A 13,748-nucleotide genomic window follows, 5' to 3' on the forward strand; every position below is an offset into this window, starting at 1 on the left:
TGCGCCGACACCATTTCGGTGAAGCGCGCATCCCGACAGCCAAGGGGATGAAAGTTGTCCAGCGACGACGTGATCGACATTACGGCGGTCGATGTGCCGGAGCCCAAGAAGTCCGGCCGGAAAATGCTGGTGATCGGCGGGGCCGCGGTCCTGGCGCTGCTTGCGGGCGGCGGCGGGGCCTGGTGGTTCATGCGCGGCGGCGACAGCGCCGAGGCAAGCGGCGAGCACGAGGCCGCGGCGGAAGCGCCGGAGGGTGAAGCCGGGTCTTCATCCTATATCGAAGTGCCGCCGATGATCGTAAACTTGCGCGGCAGTGACAGTCAGGCGCGCTTCCTGAAGCTGCGCTTCATCATCGTTGCGGCAGACGGCAAGACCGACAAGGTCAAGGACAAGCTGCCCGCGGTGCTCGATGCGCTGCAGCCCTTCCTGCGCGAGCTGCGCCCGGACGATCTCAACGGGTCGGCCGCGGTGTTCCGCATCAAGGAAGAGATGATGACGCGCGCCACCCAGGCGCTCGGCGCGGGCATGGTCAAGGACGTGCTGATCCAGGACCTCGTCCAGCAATGAGCGACGACTTCGACGACTTCGTCCTCCCCGATCCGCCCAAGATGGGCGCGATCAACGACGACATGTTCGACCAGGCCGGTATCGATGCCCTGTTCGGGTTCGACAGCGACATGCCCACCCAGCCCAAGAGCGGGTTGAAGGCCATGATCGAGTCCAACGTGATCAGCCACGAGCGCCTGCCCATGCTGGAAGTGGTGTGCGAGCGCATGGTGCGCTCTTTCGCCACGAGCATGCGCAACCTCACGTCGGACGCGATCGACGTCAGCCTGGAGGAAATCACCTCCACCCGCTTCGGCGAATTCATGAACCATGTGGCGCTCCCGGCGATGTTCGGCGTGTTCCAGGTGACCGAGTGGGAGAACTACGGCGTCGTCACGGTCGATTCCGGGCTGATCTACGCCGTCGTCGATGCGCTGCTCGGCGGCCGCAAGGGTTCGCGCCCGATGCGGGTCGAGGGGCGTGCCTTCACCACGATCGAGACGATGCTGGTCGCCAAGATGGTCCAGCTTGCTCTCGACGACCTGTCGCAGGCCTTCGAAGCGATCGAGCCGGTGACCATGGTGGTCGAGCGCATGGAATCGAGCCCGCGCTTCGCCGCCATCGCCGGACCCAGCAATATCGCTGCCGTCGCCACTTTCCGTGTCGACATGGAAGGGCGCGGGGGCAAGTTCTCGGTGCTGCTGCCCTATGCCACGATGGAGCCGGTGCGCGACAAGCTGCTGCAGCGCTTCATGGGCGAAAAGCTCGGCCGCGATCGCATGTGGGCGGCGCACATGGCCAGTGAACTCTACAATACCGAAGTCACCGTGGACGTTGTGCTCGGCGAAAAGCAGATGAGCCTGCGCGACGTCATGACTCTCAAGGTGGGGCAGACCATCGCCCTCAGCCACAGCCCGAACGATGCGCTTCAGGTCCAGTGCGGCGGTGTGCCGCTGGGCCGCGCGCATATCGGCCAGCGTTCGAGCAATATCGCCATTCGCATGGCCACCGACATTTCCAAGGGGTATCCGAAATGACTTTCGCCACCATGATCAATGTCGTGCTGATCCTGCTTTGCGTATCCGTGCTGGTGCAGAGCGCCCGCATGGGGCGCCGCATGAAGCAGCTGCGCGACACCCAGATTTCCGAAAGCGTGACTCAGATCGACCGCGCCACCAGCCAGGCCCGCGTCGTGCTGGGCGATCTCAAGCGCGTCCTGTCCACCGACGGCGCCGCCCAGGCCAGCGCCATTGCCGCGGCCGAGGAAATCCGCGACGAGCTGACCCTGATGGTGGGTATCGGCAATGCCGTGGCCGACCGTATCATGGATGCGGCCGCGCAGACCCCCAAGGTCGAGGAAGCGGCGCCGAAGAAGCGCGCCGTCCGCAAGCCCCGCGCTGCCAAGCCCAAGACGGCCGCCAAGACCGCTCCCAAGGCTGCTGCAGCCAAGTCCAGCGACGCGGAAAAGGTCGTTGCCGGCATTCTCGAAGCCGAGAAGGTCGTCGCTCCTGCCCGCACCCGTTCGCGCCGCAAGGTTGCCGTTCCGGCCGCCATCAACGACGTGACCCGCGGCGACACCACCGGTGTCGTGCGCGACATCGCCGCCGCCCGCGCATCGCGTGAAAGCGCGGTTGCATGACACGCCCTGAGGCTTCGGGACTGATGGCCGGCGTGCTCGCTCCGCTGCGCGCGCTGGTGACGCCCTCCCGGTTGATCTTCGGCGTGGCCGGCGTGGCGGCAGTGGCCAATGCCATTGCCCTCGCCGCGCCTGCGGTGGACAGCGGCAAGGGAGATTCGGGGCGTCTCGGCGCCTCGCTCCAGGACGCTTCGGTCCAGCGCGACCGCGTGCTGGCCGCCGAGCGGCGCAAGCTGGAAATGCGCGAGCAGGCGGTCAAGGCCGGCGAATCGCGCCTTGCCGGTCAGGCCCAGCAGAACCAGGCCGCGGCGGCGGCGCCCACGGGCGGCAAGAACGGTGCGCCTGAGCCGGAAGTGCCTTATGACAATCTGGCGCGCATCTACCAGACCATGAAGCCCCAGCGCGCCGCGCCGATTTTCGAGAAGCTCGACATCGAAGTGCAGGCGCAGGTCGCCCGCCGCATGCGCGAGCGTGCGACCGCGCAGATCATGGCTTACATGACGCCGAGTTCGGCCGTGGAACTGTCCATGGCGCTGGCCGGCCGCAAGGTCATCAAGGCGCCGCCGGCTCCTCTGCCGCAAGCGAAGCGCGGCAAGGCCCAGGCGCTGGCGGCCACGGCCAAGCCGGCCCCAGGCAAGCCGGCCGGAGCCAAGCCGGCCGCAGCGCCCGCCGCGACACCGGCGCAGTAACGACGCCCCAGGCAGGAACGAAAAAGCCCCCGTCCAGACCGGACGGGGGCTTTTTTGCTGGACGACCTGGTTTGCTGGACGCCTGGCAGGGAAAGCCGTCAGCCTTCGTCGGCGGAGACTTTCACGATCAGCACTTTCTCGATGCCCTTGTCGAGCCGCTTGATCGGCGGCGCCATCATGGCGGAGAGCCGGGCGACGTTGACGGGCGTATAGGGGGAGGCGTGAAGGCGGGCGAACTCGATGGCGGCGGCCAGCGAGGCGGCCCGAAGTTCGGGCATGCGCTTCGCCAGTTCCGCGGCGTTCGCAGCGGATTTCGTCTTCACCGTGATCGAGACGTGGAGCACGCCGTCCAGGCGGCCGCTGTCCACGATCGGGGCGTCGATCGGCTCCATCACCACGAAAGAGGGATCGGGCGGGGGCAGGGGGTCGGGCTTCTTGGCTTCGGCCAGGGCCGGCGTCGTCACCGCCGTGGCCGCGAGGCTCGCGGCCAGCAGCGCTGCAAGCCGGGCGGCAAGCTCAGCGGCTCTGGGGGAACGGGCGGAACGCGGCATCGAAGACTCCAGATCGGGCCGACCAGGACGGACCGCCCGGCGGCTTGTTCCTCTATAATAGAACGAAACCCCAGGAGTCAGGTTAAGATGAGTGACGATCGGCGCCCGGCGAAAGTCAGGGTCTTCTCTTCCGGAACGCCGGACGGGAACGCCTCCTCCTCGCCGCAGGCCGGTGGAGCAGCCGGTAATGGTGTGCCCAACCCGGGACGCCGCCGCACCGATGCACCGCAGATAAGTGCAGGTGAGGCGCTCCCCACGGCGACCGGCAAAAGCGGCGGCGCGCTCTGGGTGGCTCTGGCGGTCCTGTTGTTCCTGATCGGCAGCGCGCTGGGCGGCGTGCTCTTCGCGACCTCGGTCCTGTTTCCCGGAGCCCTGCTGTGATCCTTACCCGTCTGCTGGCCACGGCCGCACTCGTCCCCGGCGCTGCGCTGCTCGCTGCCCCGGCGGCGTCGCCGTCTGCCACCCCTGCTCCTGCCACGCAGGCGTCGCTGACTCCGCCGGGCGCTGCTGCGCCGAAGGCGGCCTTGCTGCCGCCCGCGCCGCGCCTGCCCGGCTTCGCCGCCGATCTCGCGCAGCAGCCCGCGATCGTGGGACCGGCCGCCTGGACCCGGCTTTCCGACGCCGACGCCTGGACCCGACTGGCGCGCGTACCGCGCCCCGAACGGCAGCAGGCCCGCTGGAACTACGCGCGCAGCCTGATCGGGCAGGAGCGCGGGGGCGAAGCCTTCGGCGTGCTCGAAGTGATGCGGCAGGACGATCCGGACCTGGTGATGGTCGATACCTTCCGCCTGGCGCAAGGCGCGACGTTGACGCTCCTGGGCCGCTATCCCGAAGCACTGTCCGCGCTGGGCGCGCCCGGGCTCGGCACCAATCCCGAGGCCTGTGCCTGGCGTCTGCGGGCGCTGGCCCAGAGCGCGCTGGGGGAACAGGCGCTGCAGCAGCTCGATTGCGCAAGGTCCGCGCTCAAGACGCCGCGGCCCAAGGCCTTCGTGCTCGCGGCGGCCCGCGCCGGCGTGGAAGGCGGGGCGCCGGACAAGGCGCTGCAATGGCTGGCGCCGCTGCCTGACCGCGATCCGGCGGCCAATCTCTATCGCGGCCGCGCCGAGCTGGCACAGGGCCATGCCGACCAGGCCCGCCTGCGCTTCGCCCGCGTCGAGCGCTCGGGCACGATGGAGCAGCGCATGGACGCGCGCCTCAGCGAGATCGAATCCGAAGTCGCTCACAAGGCGGTCGGCCCCGAAGCGGCGCTCAAGCGGCTCGACGCGATCCGCTATGCCTGGCGGGGCGATGCCATCGAGGAGCGCGCCCTGCGCCTCACTTACCGGCTCTACGATGCGCGGGGCGACTTGTCCGGCGCGCTGGCGGCGGGGGCGGCCCTGTTCCGCTACCACGATGCGACGCGGCTGGGGGCCGATTTCCTGCCCGGCCTCCGGACCAAGCTGACGACCGCGCTGGACCCTGCACGCAAGCTGCCGCTGGACAAGGCGGCCGGGCTCTATTGGGATTACCGCGACATCGCACCGGGCGGCGCCGAGGGAGACCTCATGGCCAGCCATCTTGCCGAGCGGCTCCAGCAGGCCGGGCTCTACGAACGTGCAGGCGACCTGCTCACCTACCAGCTTTTCGTGCGGGCGGGCGATCTTGCCCGCGGGCCGCTCTCGGCGCGGGTGGCGACGCTGTTCATCCTGGCGGGCCGCCCGGACCGCGCGCTGGAAACCTTGCGCAAGTCGGACGATCCCTCGTTCCCCGATGCCATGATCGCCGCGCGCAAGCGCGTGGAGGCCGCCGCGCTCAGCCAGATCGGCCGTATCGACGAGGCCATGGCCGTGCTTCAGGACGTGCCCGATGCGGATACCCTGCGCGCCGAGATCCTGTGGAAGCAGCGCGACTGGTCCCGCTATGCCGAGGCTTCGGCCGGTGGACTGCCCAAGGGCCGGGCGCTGGACGAAGTGGCGCAGGCCGTCGTGCTGCGCCATGCCATCTCCCTGGCCATGCTGGGCCGCGAGGAAGGCCTTGCTGGCCTCCATGCGCGCTATGCCGCGGCCTTCCAGGGCCTGCCTTCCGCACCCGTCTTCGAGATGCTGACCGGGCGCCCGGCAGAAAGCAACGGGCCGCAACTGGCGCGGGCCATGGCGGCCATGCCCTCGGCCAGCCCGGCGGGCGATTTTGCCGACCTGCTGGAGCGCGCGCCCGGAAGCGCCGCGCCCAAGGGCTGACCGGCGCCGGGGGCGCGCTGCAAGCCGGCCCCGGCTTTGTCGAACGGAGCTTTGCCGATCGGAAAAGGGCGCCGGGATCGAGATCCCGGCGCCCTTTCTCATGCGCTGCGCTGCCGCCCGGTGCTTATTTGAGGAACTGGGCCAGCGACATCGAATTGAGCTGGGCGAAGACCGAATAGCTCGCTTCCAGGATGGTCTGTCGCTGCGTGATGTCGATCGCGACCTGGCCGAGATCGGCGTCTTCCACCGAACCGATCACTTCCTTGAACAAGTTGATCCGGTCGTCCGCGCGGTCGGTCAGATTGTCGATCTTGTTCTGGTTACGGCCATTGGTGGCGTTGACGTTGCGCAAGTCGGTGACGCCGGTGTCCAGCTGCGCCAGCGCATCGGTGATGGCCTGCTTCTGCGTATCCGTCAGCTTCTCGCCGAAAGGACCGGCCTCGGCCAGGGTGCGGAACGCGGGGATCAGGTTGGTGGCGACGTCGCTGGCGCCGATGCCGTATTCAAGCTCGATGTTCTCGCCCACGCGGGTCGACTGGCGCACGTCGTCGTTGGCGAAGGCGTCCGCGGCGTCGAGGCCGACGGTGTCCTGCAGCGTCTTGGGCAGGAACGGGGAGCCCGAGGTCTGCGAGCCGGCGAAGAGGGGAATGCCGCCTTCGTTGGCGTTGAGCGCGGTGCGCAAGTCACCGAAGGCGCTTTCGATGGCGGCCTGAAGCCCCGGCGAATCCCCGGTGCCGATTGCGCTCAGAAGCTGGGTGCTGAGATCCGACAGCGAGGAATCGACCTGGTTGAGGTTGGCATCGTAGAGCGACAGCGTGGTCGAGACCCGGCCGGCATTGTCCTTGTACGATTCCTGCTGCGCCAGCATCGACCGGGCCGAGAGCGTACGCACGGCATCGAGGCCGAGGCCGGCATAGTCGGTGGCCTTCTTGCCCGACGTCAACTGCAGCTGGCTGGTGGCAAGGTTCTCCTGCGAGCGCGTGATGGCGCTGGCAAGCGTGCGCTGCAGGGGGATGGTGGCTACGCGGGTCATCTTCGTATCCTCTCTCTAACTCAGCGGAGCATGCCGATCAGGGTGTCGTACATGTCCGAGGCCGTGGTCATCACGCGTGCCGCGGCCGAATAGCTGTTCTGCAGGATCACCATCTGCGCGAGTTCCTCGTCGACATTGACGCCGGAGAAGGAATCGCGGCGGTCGAGCGCGTCGCTCAGCCGCGAGGAGGCGTCGTTGTAATTGGTCAGCGCCAGCGAGGCCTGCGAACCGGCGCTGCCGAGCAGGCGGTTGGCGAAAGTGCCGATGGTGAGGCTGCCGTCCTTGCCGAAATCGACCGCGCCGGAAAGCGCGTCGACGAAGCCGGAGACATTGCGGATGTCGCCCGAGCCGATGGCCTTTTCGCCCACCGCGGCCGTCAGCTGGAGCTGGGCCAGCGGCAGCCGCGTGGTATCCGCCAGCAGGCTGGCGGGCACTTCGGCCGAAGCGAGGCCGCTCGCCGCGCCGGTGAGACCCGAAAGCGAGGAGAAGGACAGGCCGGTGCCGTTCCGGTCGGTCGAATCCGAAGGGATCGAGATCGTCGAGCCCGAGCTTGCCGCATTGGTGTTGAACTGGATGCGGCCGCGGTCGTCGAGTTCGAAGCTGCCATAGGCGGAAAGCGGGCTGGCGTTGAGTTCGCCCACCAGGTCGCCCCAGGTCGATCCGGTGGAACCGGTGAGGGTATATTGGGTCAGGACCTTGCCGGTGGGATCGCGCAGGACGATCTGCGCGGTCTCGCCGGTGCCGAAGCCGTGGGGATCGCTGGCGGTGAAGCCCGAAGGCGCCAATGCGCTCGTGTCCGAGCGGATCAGGTTGTTGAGGCCGAAGAACTGCGAGAAGCCCACGCCGGCGCGGTCGCTCGGGCTGTCGGGGTCCTGGGCGATGGCGATGCCGTTCGCGCTCGATGCGGCGCCGATCGACAGGACGCCGTTGGTGAAGCTCGCGGTGCCGTCGGGCGAGAGGCCGGCGTTGATCGCGGCGATGGCGTCATCGACGGTGGCCGTAGGGCCCAGCGCATCGAAGTCGACGGTCGTCTTGGAAACCAGCGTGCCGTCCTTGCCGACGACCGCGAACGTGGCCTTCCCGGTGAAGCCCAGGCGGTCCGTGCCGATCAGGCCGTTCGGCTCGCCGGTCATCGTGTTCGGCGGGGGCAGGGTGGTGCCCGCGTTGGAAACCTTGTTCAGCGTCTCGGCAAGCCCGCTGAACAGCTGGCCCAGCTGTTCCGAGAAATTGGGCAGCGCGCGGTCGCGGATGTCCAGCAGTCCGCCCAGCTTGCCGCCGACGGCGGTGGAATCGATCTTCTCGCCGGTGGAAGCGCCCATCACGCCGCTGTCGGACGCGAAGCGGATGTCGATCGCCGGATAGGTCGCCTGCGAGGACGCGGCGCCGGAGGGATAGCTGAGCTGGCGCAGGCGCTTGTCGAGCAGGACCTGGCCCGAGGCGGTGTCGATGGTCACGCGGCCGTCGCTCTGTTCGCGCACGGTCACGTCGACCAGGCCGCTGAGTTCCTCCAGCGCGGACATGCGCTCGTCGGCCGGGCCGGACACGCTCTTGCCCAGACCTTGAAGCCGGGCGACTTCGCTGTTGAGGTCGTGGATCTTCTTGAGAAGCACGTTCGTGCGCTCGACCGTGTCGGAGACTTCGCTCTCGACATCGGCCTGAAGGTTGGAGACGTCGCCCCGGAGCTGGTTCAGGCTGTCGATGGTGTCGGACACGTTGCCGGTGAACAGCGCGATCGACTGCGCCGAGCCCTGGAGGCTGGCGATCTGCGATACCGACGTGGAAAGGGCAGTCAGCCTCGACGCGATGCCGGACTTGGAATCGGTGGCGCCGAGCAGCGACTGGAGACGGTCGAGGTAAGTGGCAGCCGCCTCGCTGCGCCCGGCGTTGCCCGCGCGCTGGTAGACGGCGTTCTCCAGGAACTTGTCCGCCACGCGCGAGGGTTCGCCGACCACGACCCCGTTGACCTTCCCTCCGGCCACTGCCGTGGAGAGCGTCGGCTTCTGGCGGGCGTAGCCCACCGTGCTGACGTTGGCGATATTGTTGGAGACCGTCTGCATTCCGGCTTGCGAGGCCGAAAGGCCGGACATGGCGGAATTGAGTATCTGGTTGAGGGACACGGTGCTGGTCTTCCTGAAAATATCGCCGGGAGAGGGAAGGTCTTGAGGGTAAGGGCCGAGATCAGCGCTTCAGGTTGCTGACTTCCTGAAGCATGTCGTCGACCGTGGTGATGATCTTCGACGAGGCGCTGTAGGCGCGCTGGAAGAGGATCATGTTCGAGAACTCGGCCGCCAGATCGACGTTCGAGGCTTCCAGCGTACCGGCCGAGATCGAGCCGCCGCCAAGGGCGCCGGGCTGGTTGATCGCGACGTTGCCCGAAGTAGCCGAGGCGACGTAGGCATTGCCGCTGATGCGGGTCAGGCCGTCCGGGTTCTGGAAGGTGGCGATCGGCAGCTGGTAGATCGCGCGGGTGGTGCCGTCGTCGAAGACGGCGCTGACGATGCCCGTGTCCGAGATTTCCACCGAGGACACGGTGCCCAGGACACCGCCGTTGACGCTCGATGAAAGCAGGGCGGAATCGCTGCCGAACTGGGTCAGGCCGTCAAGGCCGCCGTTGGTGCCGAGGCCGAGGGTGATCGGCGTCGAACCGGCGCCATTGGCCCAGCCGATGTCCAGGTTGGCAAAGAGCGAGGGGTCCGAACCGGCCAGGTCGAGGCTGCCGTCGGGATTGAACTTCACCACGCCGCTGGCCAGGACGCCATCGGTGATGCCGGTGCCGTTCGAGCTGGTGATTTCGCCGGGCGTGCCGGAGATTTCCGCAACCCACTCGTTGGGGCCGGTCTTGACGAAGTTGAAGGTCAGGCTGTGCGAGGTGCCCTGCGCGTCATAGACTTCCATCGGGCGGGAGAACTGCTCCGCGACCGCGCCCGATGCCATCGAGCCGCGCACGTAGCCTGCACTGCCGCCCGCCAGTTCGGCGGCCGTCGAGTCCAGGTTGGTGCGCATGGAAATCTTGGTGGTGGGCTGGGCGGCGCCGGTCAGCGAATTCGGCTTGATCGGCTCCAGCGAGTTCATGCTGCCGTTGTTGGTATAGCTGCCGTTGGCGTCGAGCGGCCAGCCGGTCAGGTAATAGCCGGCCGTGTTGCGCAGATAGCCGTCGGCGTCGGGCGTGAAGGAGCCGGCGCGGGTATAGGAAATCTGGCCGCTGGTATCCGAGCTGGAGCGCACGACGAAGAAGCCGGCGCCGTCGACGCCGATGTCGGTCAGGCTGCTCGAAGCCTGGAGCAGGCCCTGCTTCGAGATGAGCGCCTTGGGCGCGGCGGTGACGCCGCCGGCCGAATAGCTGCTCTTCATCTTGCCATCGGTGACGAGCGTCTGGAACTGGGCGGAAACGCCCTTGTAGCCGATGGTGTTGACGTTGGTAATGTTGTCCGCGACGGTGGCCATGGCGCTCGCCTGCGCGCCGAGGCCGGAAACGCCGGCGTAAAGAGCTGAATAAAGGCTCATTTCATTCTCCTGTGCGTGTCGGCCGGGAAAAGTGGCGTACCGGCCACCGAACAGAGGCATTGTAGGAAGAATGGCGCGGCCCGCGTTCGCAGGCGCACGAAAATTTATGACGCTTCGCCACGGACCTGTCTCAGTCATCCTATAACTGATGCAGATGTCTTGGGGGCAATTGACATGACACTTCGTATTTCGCTTCGCAACGGAGAGCCGGTGATCGTGAACGGCGCGGTTCTGCGCGCTGTCGGTCGCACCGATCTCGTCGTGGAGAACGAGGCCACCATCCTGCGCGGACGCGACGTCATGAAGCCGGAGGAAGCGACTTCTCCGGCTCGGCAGCTCTATTTCGCCTGCATGATGGCCTATATCGACCCGGCCGACCTTTCGCGGCACCAGCAGGTGCTGCTGGCCCGGCTGGAAGCGCTGATGCTGGCGCTGGAGACCGCGGAGGCCAAGGCCGTCTGCATCCGCTTCGCCCAGAAGGTGGCGACCGGCCAGTTCTATAATGCCCTGGCCGACTGCCGGTGGCTGATCGGCTACGAATCCGACGCGCTTTCGCGCATCGTGGTGGCGCCGAAGCCGGCACCCGCCGAACCTGCACCTGCGGTGGAAGCCGCGCCCGTCGTGGAGGTGGCCTCGGCCATCGCGGCCACGCCGGCCGCCTGACGCGAAGAAGCGCTCCACCGATGGCCAGTCTCGCCGCCGCCGCTGCAGGTCTTCGCCTGCTTACCCCCGACCAGCGCTATGGCCGGGTCGTGGCCGTGCGCGGCGCCCTGATCGAGGTCGAGGGCCTTTCGGGCGCGGCGCAGATCGGCTCCCGCGTGACGCTGAATTCGCCGACCGGACAAGTCGAGGCGGAAGTCACCGGACTGGACCGGGGCATTGCACACTGCATGCCGTTCAGCGAGCCGCAGGGCATCGCCTCCGGATCGCGCGCAGACCTTTCCGCCAGCCAGTTCGCCTTGCGCCCATCGAGCGCCTGGCTCGGTCGCATGGTGGACGGCCTCGGCCGCCCGGTCGACGGCAAGGGGCCGCTCGAACAGGGCGCCCTGCTGCGCAAGATCAAGGCCTCGCCGCCGCCCGCTTCGGCGCGTGCGCGCGTGGGCTCGCGGCTTTCCACGGGCGTTCGCGCGCTCGATCTGTTCGCGCCGCTGTGCCGCGGCCAGCGGCTCGGCCTGTTTGCAGGCTCGGGCGTGGGCAAGTCGGTGTTGCTGTCGATGCTGGCGCGCTGGACCGAGTGCGATGTCGCCGTGATCGGTTTGATCGGCGAGCGCGGGCGCGAGGTTCAGGAATTCGTGCAGGACGACCTCGGCGAGGAAGGCCTGGCCCGCAGCGTCGTGGTGGTCGCCACTTCCGACGAGCCCGCCCTGATGCGCCGCCAGGCGGCATGGACCACCTTGACCGTGGCCGAACATTTTCGCGACCAGGGGCTCAATGTCCTGTGCCTGATGGACTCGGTCACCCGCTTCGCCATGGCGCAGCGCGAGATCGGCCTGGCCAGCGGCGAGCCGCCAGCGACCAAGGGCTACACGCCCACCGTCTTCGCCGAACTGCCGCGCCTGCTGGAGCGCGCCGGGCCCGGGCTTCCGGGGCAGGGCGCGATCACCGGCCTGTTCACCGTGCTTGTCGACGGCGACGATCATAACGAGCCGGTGGCGGACGCCGTCCGCGGCATTCTCGATGGTCACATCGTCATTACCCGCCAGATTGCGGAACGCGGGCGCTATCCCGCGATCGACGTGCTCAAGTCCGTCTCGCGAACCCTGCCGCACTGTCTGGGCGAGGAGGAAAACCATATCCGCCTGGCCGCCCGTCGCGAGATGGCGACGTACAAGGACATGGAAGAAATGGTCCGCCTCGGTGCCTATCGCGCCGGGTCGAGCGCGGAAGTGGATCGCGCCGTGGCGCTGGCCCCGCGCATCGAGGACCTGCTCAAGCAGGGCAAGCAGGATCGCGGTTTCGCGCAGGAGAGTTTCGACGCGCTGGCGGCGCTGATGGAGGTCCCGGATGAAGACACCCTATGACGCCGCGCTGCGCGTGCAGCAGCGTGAGATCGACGAAATGAGCGCAGCGATCAGCAACCAGTCCGGTGTGCTGGGCGAAGTGGAAAAGGCGCGGGACCGCGTGGCCGTGTCGATGAGCCGCGAGGCCGATCTGGCGGCCGGCGATCTGGCGGTCTGCTCGCACGCCTATCTCCAGCGCATGCGCGGCGAGCGCCGGCTGCTGACGGTCCGCCAGGTGCAGCTCAAGGCCCGGCTCGACGAGCTGCGCGATCAGGCGGTCGATGCTTATGGCACGTTCCGCGCCATCGAGACGGCCGCGGACGGCTACCGGCAGGACGCCGAGCGGGTGCTCGCCAATGCCGAGCAGGCCGGGATCGACGACTTCGCCGCCATGTCCTTCATCAAGGCCCGCCGCGCCGTCCGGCGCGAGACTTCGTGATGATCGAGGGCGCGACCGCCCATGGGGCTCAGGCCGGCAGCCTCCAGGGCATGACGCCGGCGCAGAAGGCGCAGCTGATCTACAGCCAGGCCCGCAGCGAACTGTCGGGCCGGCTCTGGCGTGCGGCGCTGGGCGGCGAAGACGACACGCAGTCGAGAGGACTGGCCGACAAGCGTTCCGACCCGCTGGGACTGGACGGTTTGCTCACCCTGCTGGACGAACGCACCAGAGCGGCGAGCGGACAGGCCTCCGTGGCCGATCCGGCCATGCCCAAGGCTCCGGTGGAGGATCCGTCCTGCGGATCGGCTGCCGGCGGCTGGGACCGCGAGGCGCGGCGCGACAGCGGCGAGGGCAGGGGCGGCCGCAACGATGACGCAAGCGGCGCCCTGGCCATGCAGGAAGGGCCCAATGCCCGCTACGCCGGTACGCTCGGCACGGCGGCTTCGCGCACCGGCATTCCGGCGGCGGCACTCGCCACGATCGTGAATGCCGAGGCGGCGAAAGGCTCTGACGGCCGGTGGCTCCCTTATTCGCGCAACCCGCGATCCAGCGCCGCCGGGCTCGGCCAGTTTCTCAACCGGACCTGGGAAGGGCAGGCAGAGCGGCAGGGCACCTGGCTTCATGCCATGGCCCAGCAGAACGGCTGGCTCAACGAGCGGGGGCACGTTCGCGGCGAGAGCCGCGGTGCCTTGCTGGCGCTGCGCTACGATCCCCAGGCCGCGATCGAGACGATTGCGGACTATGCCCGCACCAACCTGGACGCCTTGCGCGGATCGGGCGTGCGGATCGGGGGAGACGTGGTCGAAGTCGCGCAGGCAGCTTACCTCGGCCACCATCTCGGCCTGGGCGATGCGGTGCGTTTCCTGAAGGGCGGGCTCTCTCCCGACCGCGCGCGCACCCTGCTCAATGCCCAGGTCGGCACCGCCAGTGCGAATCGCCGCATCGAAATGGCGGGCAGCGCGACCGCTGCGCACCGTTCTTGGCTGCTCGATTATGTCGGCCGCAACATCCGTCCGGACCGTTTCGCCGGCTGATATTACGGCAAAATGCACTTGGTTCCCGACGAAGTGAAAAAAATTATAGGAAATATAGGAAACACGTTTATAGGATTAACCTCGCGTTCAGAAATTCACG

The 13,748-nt window shown here is 67.9% G+C and carries 14 protein-coding genes; 10 read left to right on the plus strand and 4 right to left on the minus strand.

Annotated features, from left to right (window positions below; genetic code table 11):
• Nucleotides 1-54 precede the first annotated feature (54 nt).
• Genes EDF57_RS09670 through EDF57_RS09685 form a run of 4 tightly spaced genes read left to right on the plus strand, consistent with a single transcriptional unit; the run spans nucleotide 55 to nucleotide 2,871 of the window.
• A complete protein-coding gene (locus EDF57_RS09670; RefSeq protein ID WP_243654380.1) occupies nucleotides 55-567 on the plus strand; it encodes a flagellar basal body-associated FliL family protein in 513 nt (170 codons plus the stop codon).
• Nucleotides 564-1,583, plus strand: coding sequence for a flagellar motor switch protein FliM (fliM, locus tag EDF57_RS09675; RefSeq protein ID WP_132268591.1), 1,020 nt, complete (start codon nucleotides 564-566; stop codon nucleotides 1,581-1,583). The genes EDF57_RS09670 and fliM overlap by 4 nt, the downstream gene beginning before the upstream one ends.
• Nucleotides 1,580-2,185, plus strand: a complete 606-nt coding sequence (locus EDF57_RS09680) for a hypothetical protein (protein ID WP_132268592.1) — start codon at nucleotides 1,580-1,582, stop codon at nucleotides 2,183-2,185. Before fliM ends, EDF57_RS09680 begins: the two co-directional genes overlap by 4 nt.
• Nucleotides 2,182-2,871 carry a magnesium transporter gene (locus EDF57_RS09685; RefSeq protein ID WP_243840981.1) on the plus strand — a complete coding sequence of 230 codons (690 nt, stop codon included), beginning with the start codon at nucleotides 2,182-2,184 and terminating at the stop codon, nucleotides 2,869-2,871. The genes EDF57_RS09680 and EDF57_RS09685 overlap by 4 nt, the downstream gene beginning before the upstream one ends.
• Nucleotides 2,872-2,969: 98 nt before the next feature.
• Here the strand turns inward: EDF57_RS09685 and EDF57_RS09690 are convergent, their stop codons facing one another.
• Complete coding sequence (locus EDF57_RS09690) at nucleotides 2,970-3,422, minus strand: hypothetical protein (RefSeq protein WP_134094036.1); 453 nt, start codon at nucleotides 3,420-3,422, stop codon at nucleotides 2,970-2,972.
• 87 nt (nucleotides 3,423-3,509) lie between these two features.
• On the opposite strand from EDF57_RS09690, the gene EDF57_RS09695 reads away from it, so the two are divergent.
• Complete coding sequence (locus EDF57_RS09695) at nucleotides 3,510-3,803, plus strand: hypothetical protein (protein ID WP_132268596.1); 294 nt, start codon at nucleotides 3,510-3,512, stop codon at nucleotides 3,801-3,803.
• Nucleotides 3,800-5,638, plus strand: a complete 1,839-nt coding sequence (locus EDF57_RS09700) for a hypothetical protein (protein ID WP_243840982.1) — start codon at nucleotides 3,800-3,802, stop codon at nucleotides 5,636-5,638. The genes EDF57_RS09695 and EDF57_RS09700 overlap by 4 nt, the downstream gene beginning before the upstream one ends.
• A gap of 124 nt (nucleotides 5,639-5,762) precedes the next feature.
• Here EDF57_RS09700 and EDF57_RS09705 read toward each other — a convergent pair whose 3' ends face one another.
• The 3 genes from EDF57_RS09705 to flgE all read right to left on the minus strand — a co-directional run bounded on the left by EDF57_RS09705 (nucleotide 5,763) and on the right by flgE (nucleotide 10,175).
• Nucleotides 5,763-6,671, minus strand: coding sequence for a flagellin (locus EDF57_RS09705; RefSeq protein WP_132268598.1), 909 nt, complete (start codon nucleotides 6,669-6,671; stop codon nucleotides 5,763-5,765).
• Nucleotides 6,672-6,691: 20 nt separating this feature from the next.
• A complete protein-coding gene (gene flgK / locus EDF57_RS09710; protein ID WP_166675224.1) occupies nucleotides 6,692-8,788 on the minus strand; it encodes a flagellar hook-associated protein FlgK in 2,097 nt (698 codons plus the stop codon).
• Nucleotides 8,789-8,849: 61 nt separating this feature from the next.
• On the minus strand, nucleotides 8,850-10,175 hold the full coding sequence (flgE, locus tag EDF57_RS09715) for a flagellar hook protein FlgE (RefSeq protein ID WP_132268599.1): 1,326 nt from the start codon (nucleotides 10,173-10,175) through the stop codon (nucleotides 8,850-8,852).
• A gap of 174 nt (nucleotides 10,176-10,349) precedes the next feature.
• Between flgE and EDF57_RS09720 the strand changes: the two genes are divergently transcribed.
• Genes EDF57_RS09720 through EDF57_RS09735 form a run of 4 tightly spaced genes read left to right on the plus strand, consistent with a single transcriptional unit; the run spans nucleotide 10,350 to nucleotide 13,648 of the window.
• Entirely contained in the window at nucleotides 10,350-10,838 is a 489-nt protein-coding gene (locus EDF57_RS09720; protein WP_132268601.1) for a flagellar biosynthesis repressor FlbT, read from the plus strand.
• 20 nt (nucleotides 10,839-10,858) lie between these two features.
• Nucleotides 10,859-12,196, plus strand: coding sequence for a flagellar protein export ATPase FliI (gene fliI, locus EDF57_RS09725; RefSeq protein WP_132268602.1), 1,338 nt, complete (start codon nucleotides 10,859-10,861; stop codon nucleotides 12,194-12,196).
• Complete coding sequence (locus tag EDF57_RS09730; RefSeq protein WP_132268604.1) at nucleotides 12,180-12,614, plus strand: hypothetical protein; 435 nt, start codon at nucleotides 12,180-12,182, stop codon at nucleotides 12,612-12,614. The genes fliI and EDF57_RS09730 overlap by 17 nt, the downstream gene beginning before the upstream one ends.
• Nucleotides 12,614-13,648: a peptidoglycan-binding protein gene (locus EDF57_RS09735; RefSeq protein WP_134094182.1), complete on the plus strand. Its 1,035-nt coding sequence runs from the start codon at nucleotides 12,614-12,616 to the stop codon at nucleotides 13,646-13,648. The genes EDF57_RS09730 and EDF57_RS09735 overlap by 1 nt, the downstream gene beginning before the upstream one ends.
• Nucleotides 13,649-13,748 lie beyond the last annotated feature (100 nt).

Source organism: Novosphingobium sp. PhB55 (assembly GCF_004368805.1).
Lineage (GTDB): Bacteria > Pseudomonadota > Alphaproteobacteria > Sphingomonadales > Sphingomonadaceae > Novosphingobium.

Bases quoted from the DNA above. Each gene is read 5' to 3' on its own strand.
- fliM (WP_132268591.1), top strand. From the start codon at position 564: ATGAGCGACGACTTCGACGACTTCGTCCTCCCCGATCCGCCCAAGATG.
- EDF57_RS09680 (WP_132268592.1), top strand. From the start codon at position 1,580: ATGACTTTCGCCACCATGATCAATGTCGTGCTGATCCTGCTTTGCGTA.
- EDF57_RS09685 (WP_243840981.1), top strand. From the start codon at position 2,182: ATGACACGCCCTGAGGCTTCGGGACTGATGGCCGGCGTGCTCGCTCCG.
- EDF57_RS09690 (WP_134094036.1), bottom strand. From the start codon at position 3,422: ATGCCGCGTTCCGCCCGTTCCCCCAGAGCCGCTGAGCTTGCCGCCCGG.
- EDF57_RS09695 (WP_132268596.1), top strand. From the start codon at position 3,510: ATGAGTGACGATCGGCGCCCGGCGAAAGTCAGGGTCTTCTCTTCCGGA.
- EDF57_RS09705 (WP_132268598.1), bottom strand. From the start codon at position 6,671: ATGACCCGCGTAGCCACCATCCCCCTGCAGCGCACGCTTGCCAGCGCC.
- flgE (WP_132268599.1), bottom strand. From the start codon at position 10,175: ATGAGCCTTTATTCAGCTCTTTACGCCGGCGTTTCCGGCCTCGGCGCG.
- EDF57_RS09720 (WP_132268601.1), top strand. From the start codon at position 10,350: ATGACACTTCGTATTTCGCTTCGCAACGGAGAGCCGGTGATCGTGAAC.
- fliI (WP_132268602.1), top strand. From the start codon at position 10,859: ATGGCCAGTCTCGCCGCCGCCGCTGCAGGTCTTCGCCTGCTTACCCCC.
- EDF57_RS09730 (WP_132268604.1), top strand. From the start codon at position 12,180: ATGAAGACACCCTATGACGCCGCGCTGCGCGTGCAGCAGCGTGAGATC.
- EDF57_RS09735 (WP_134094182.1), top strand. From the start codon at position 12,614: ATGATCGAGGGCGCGACCGCCCATGGGGCTCAGGCCGGCAGCCTCCAG.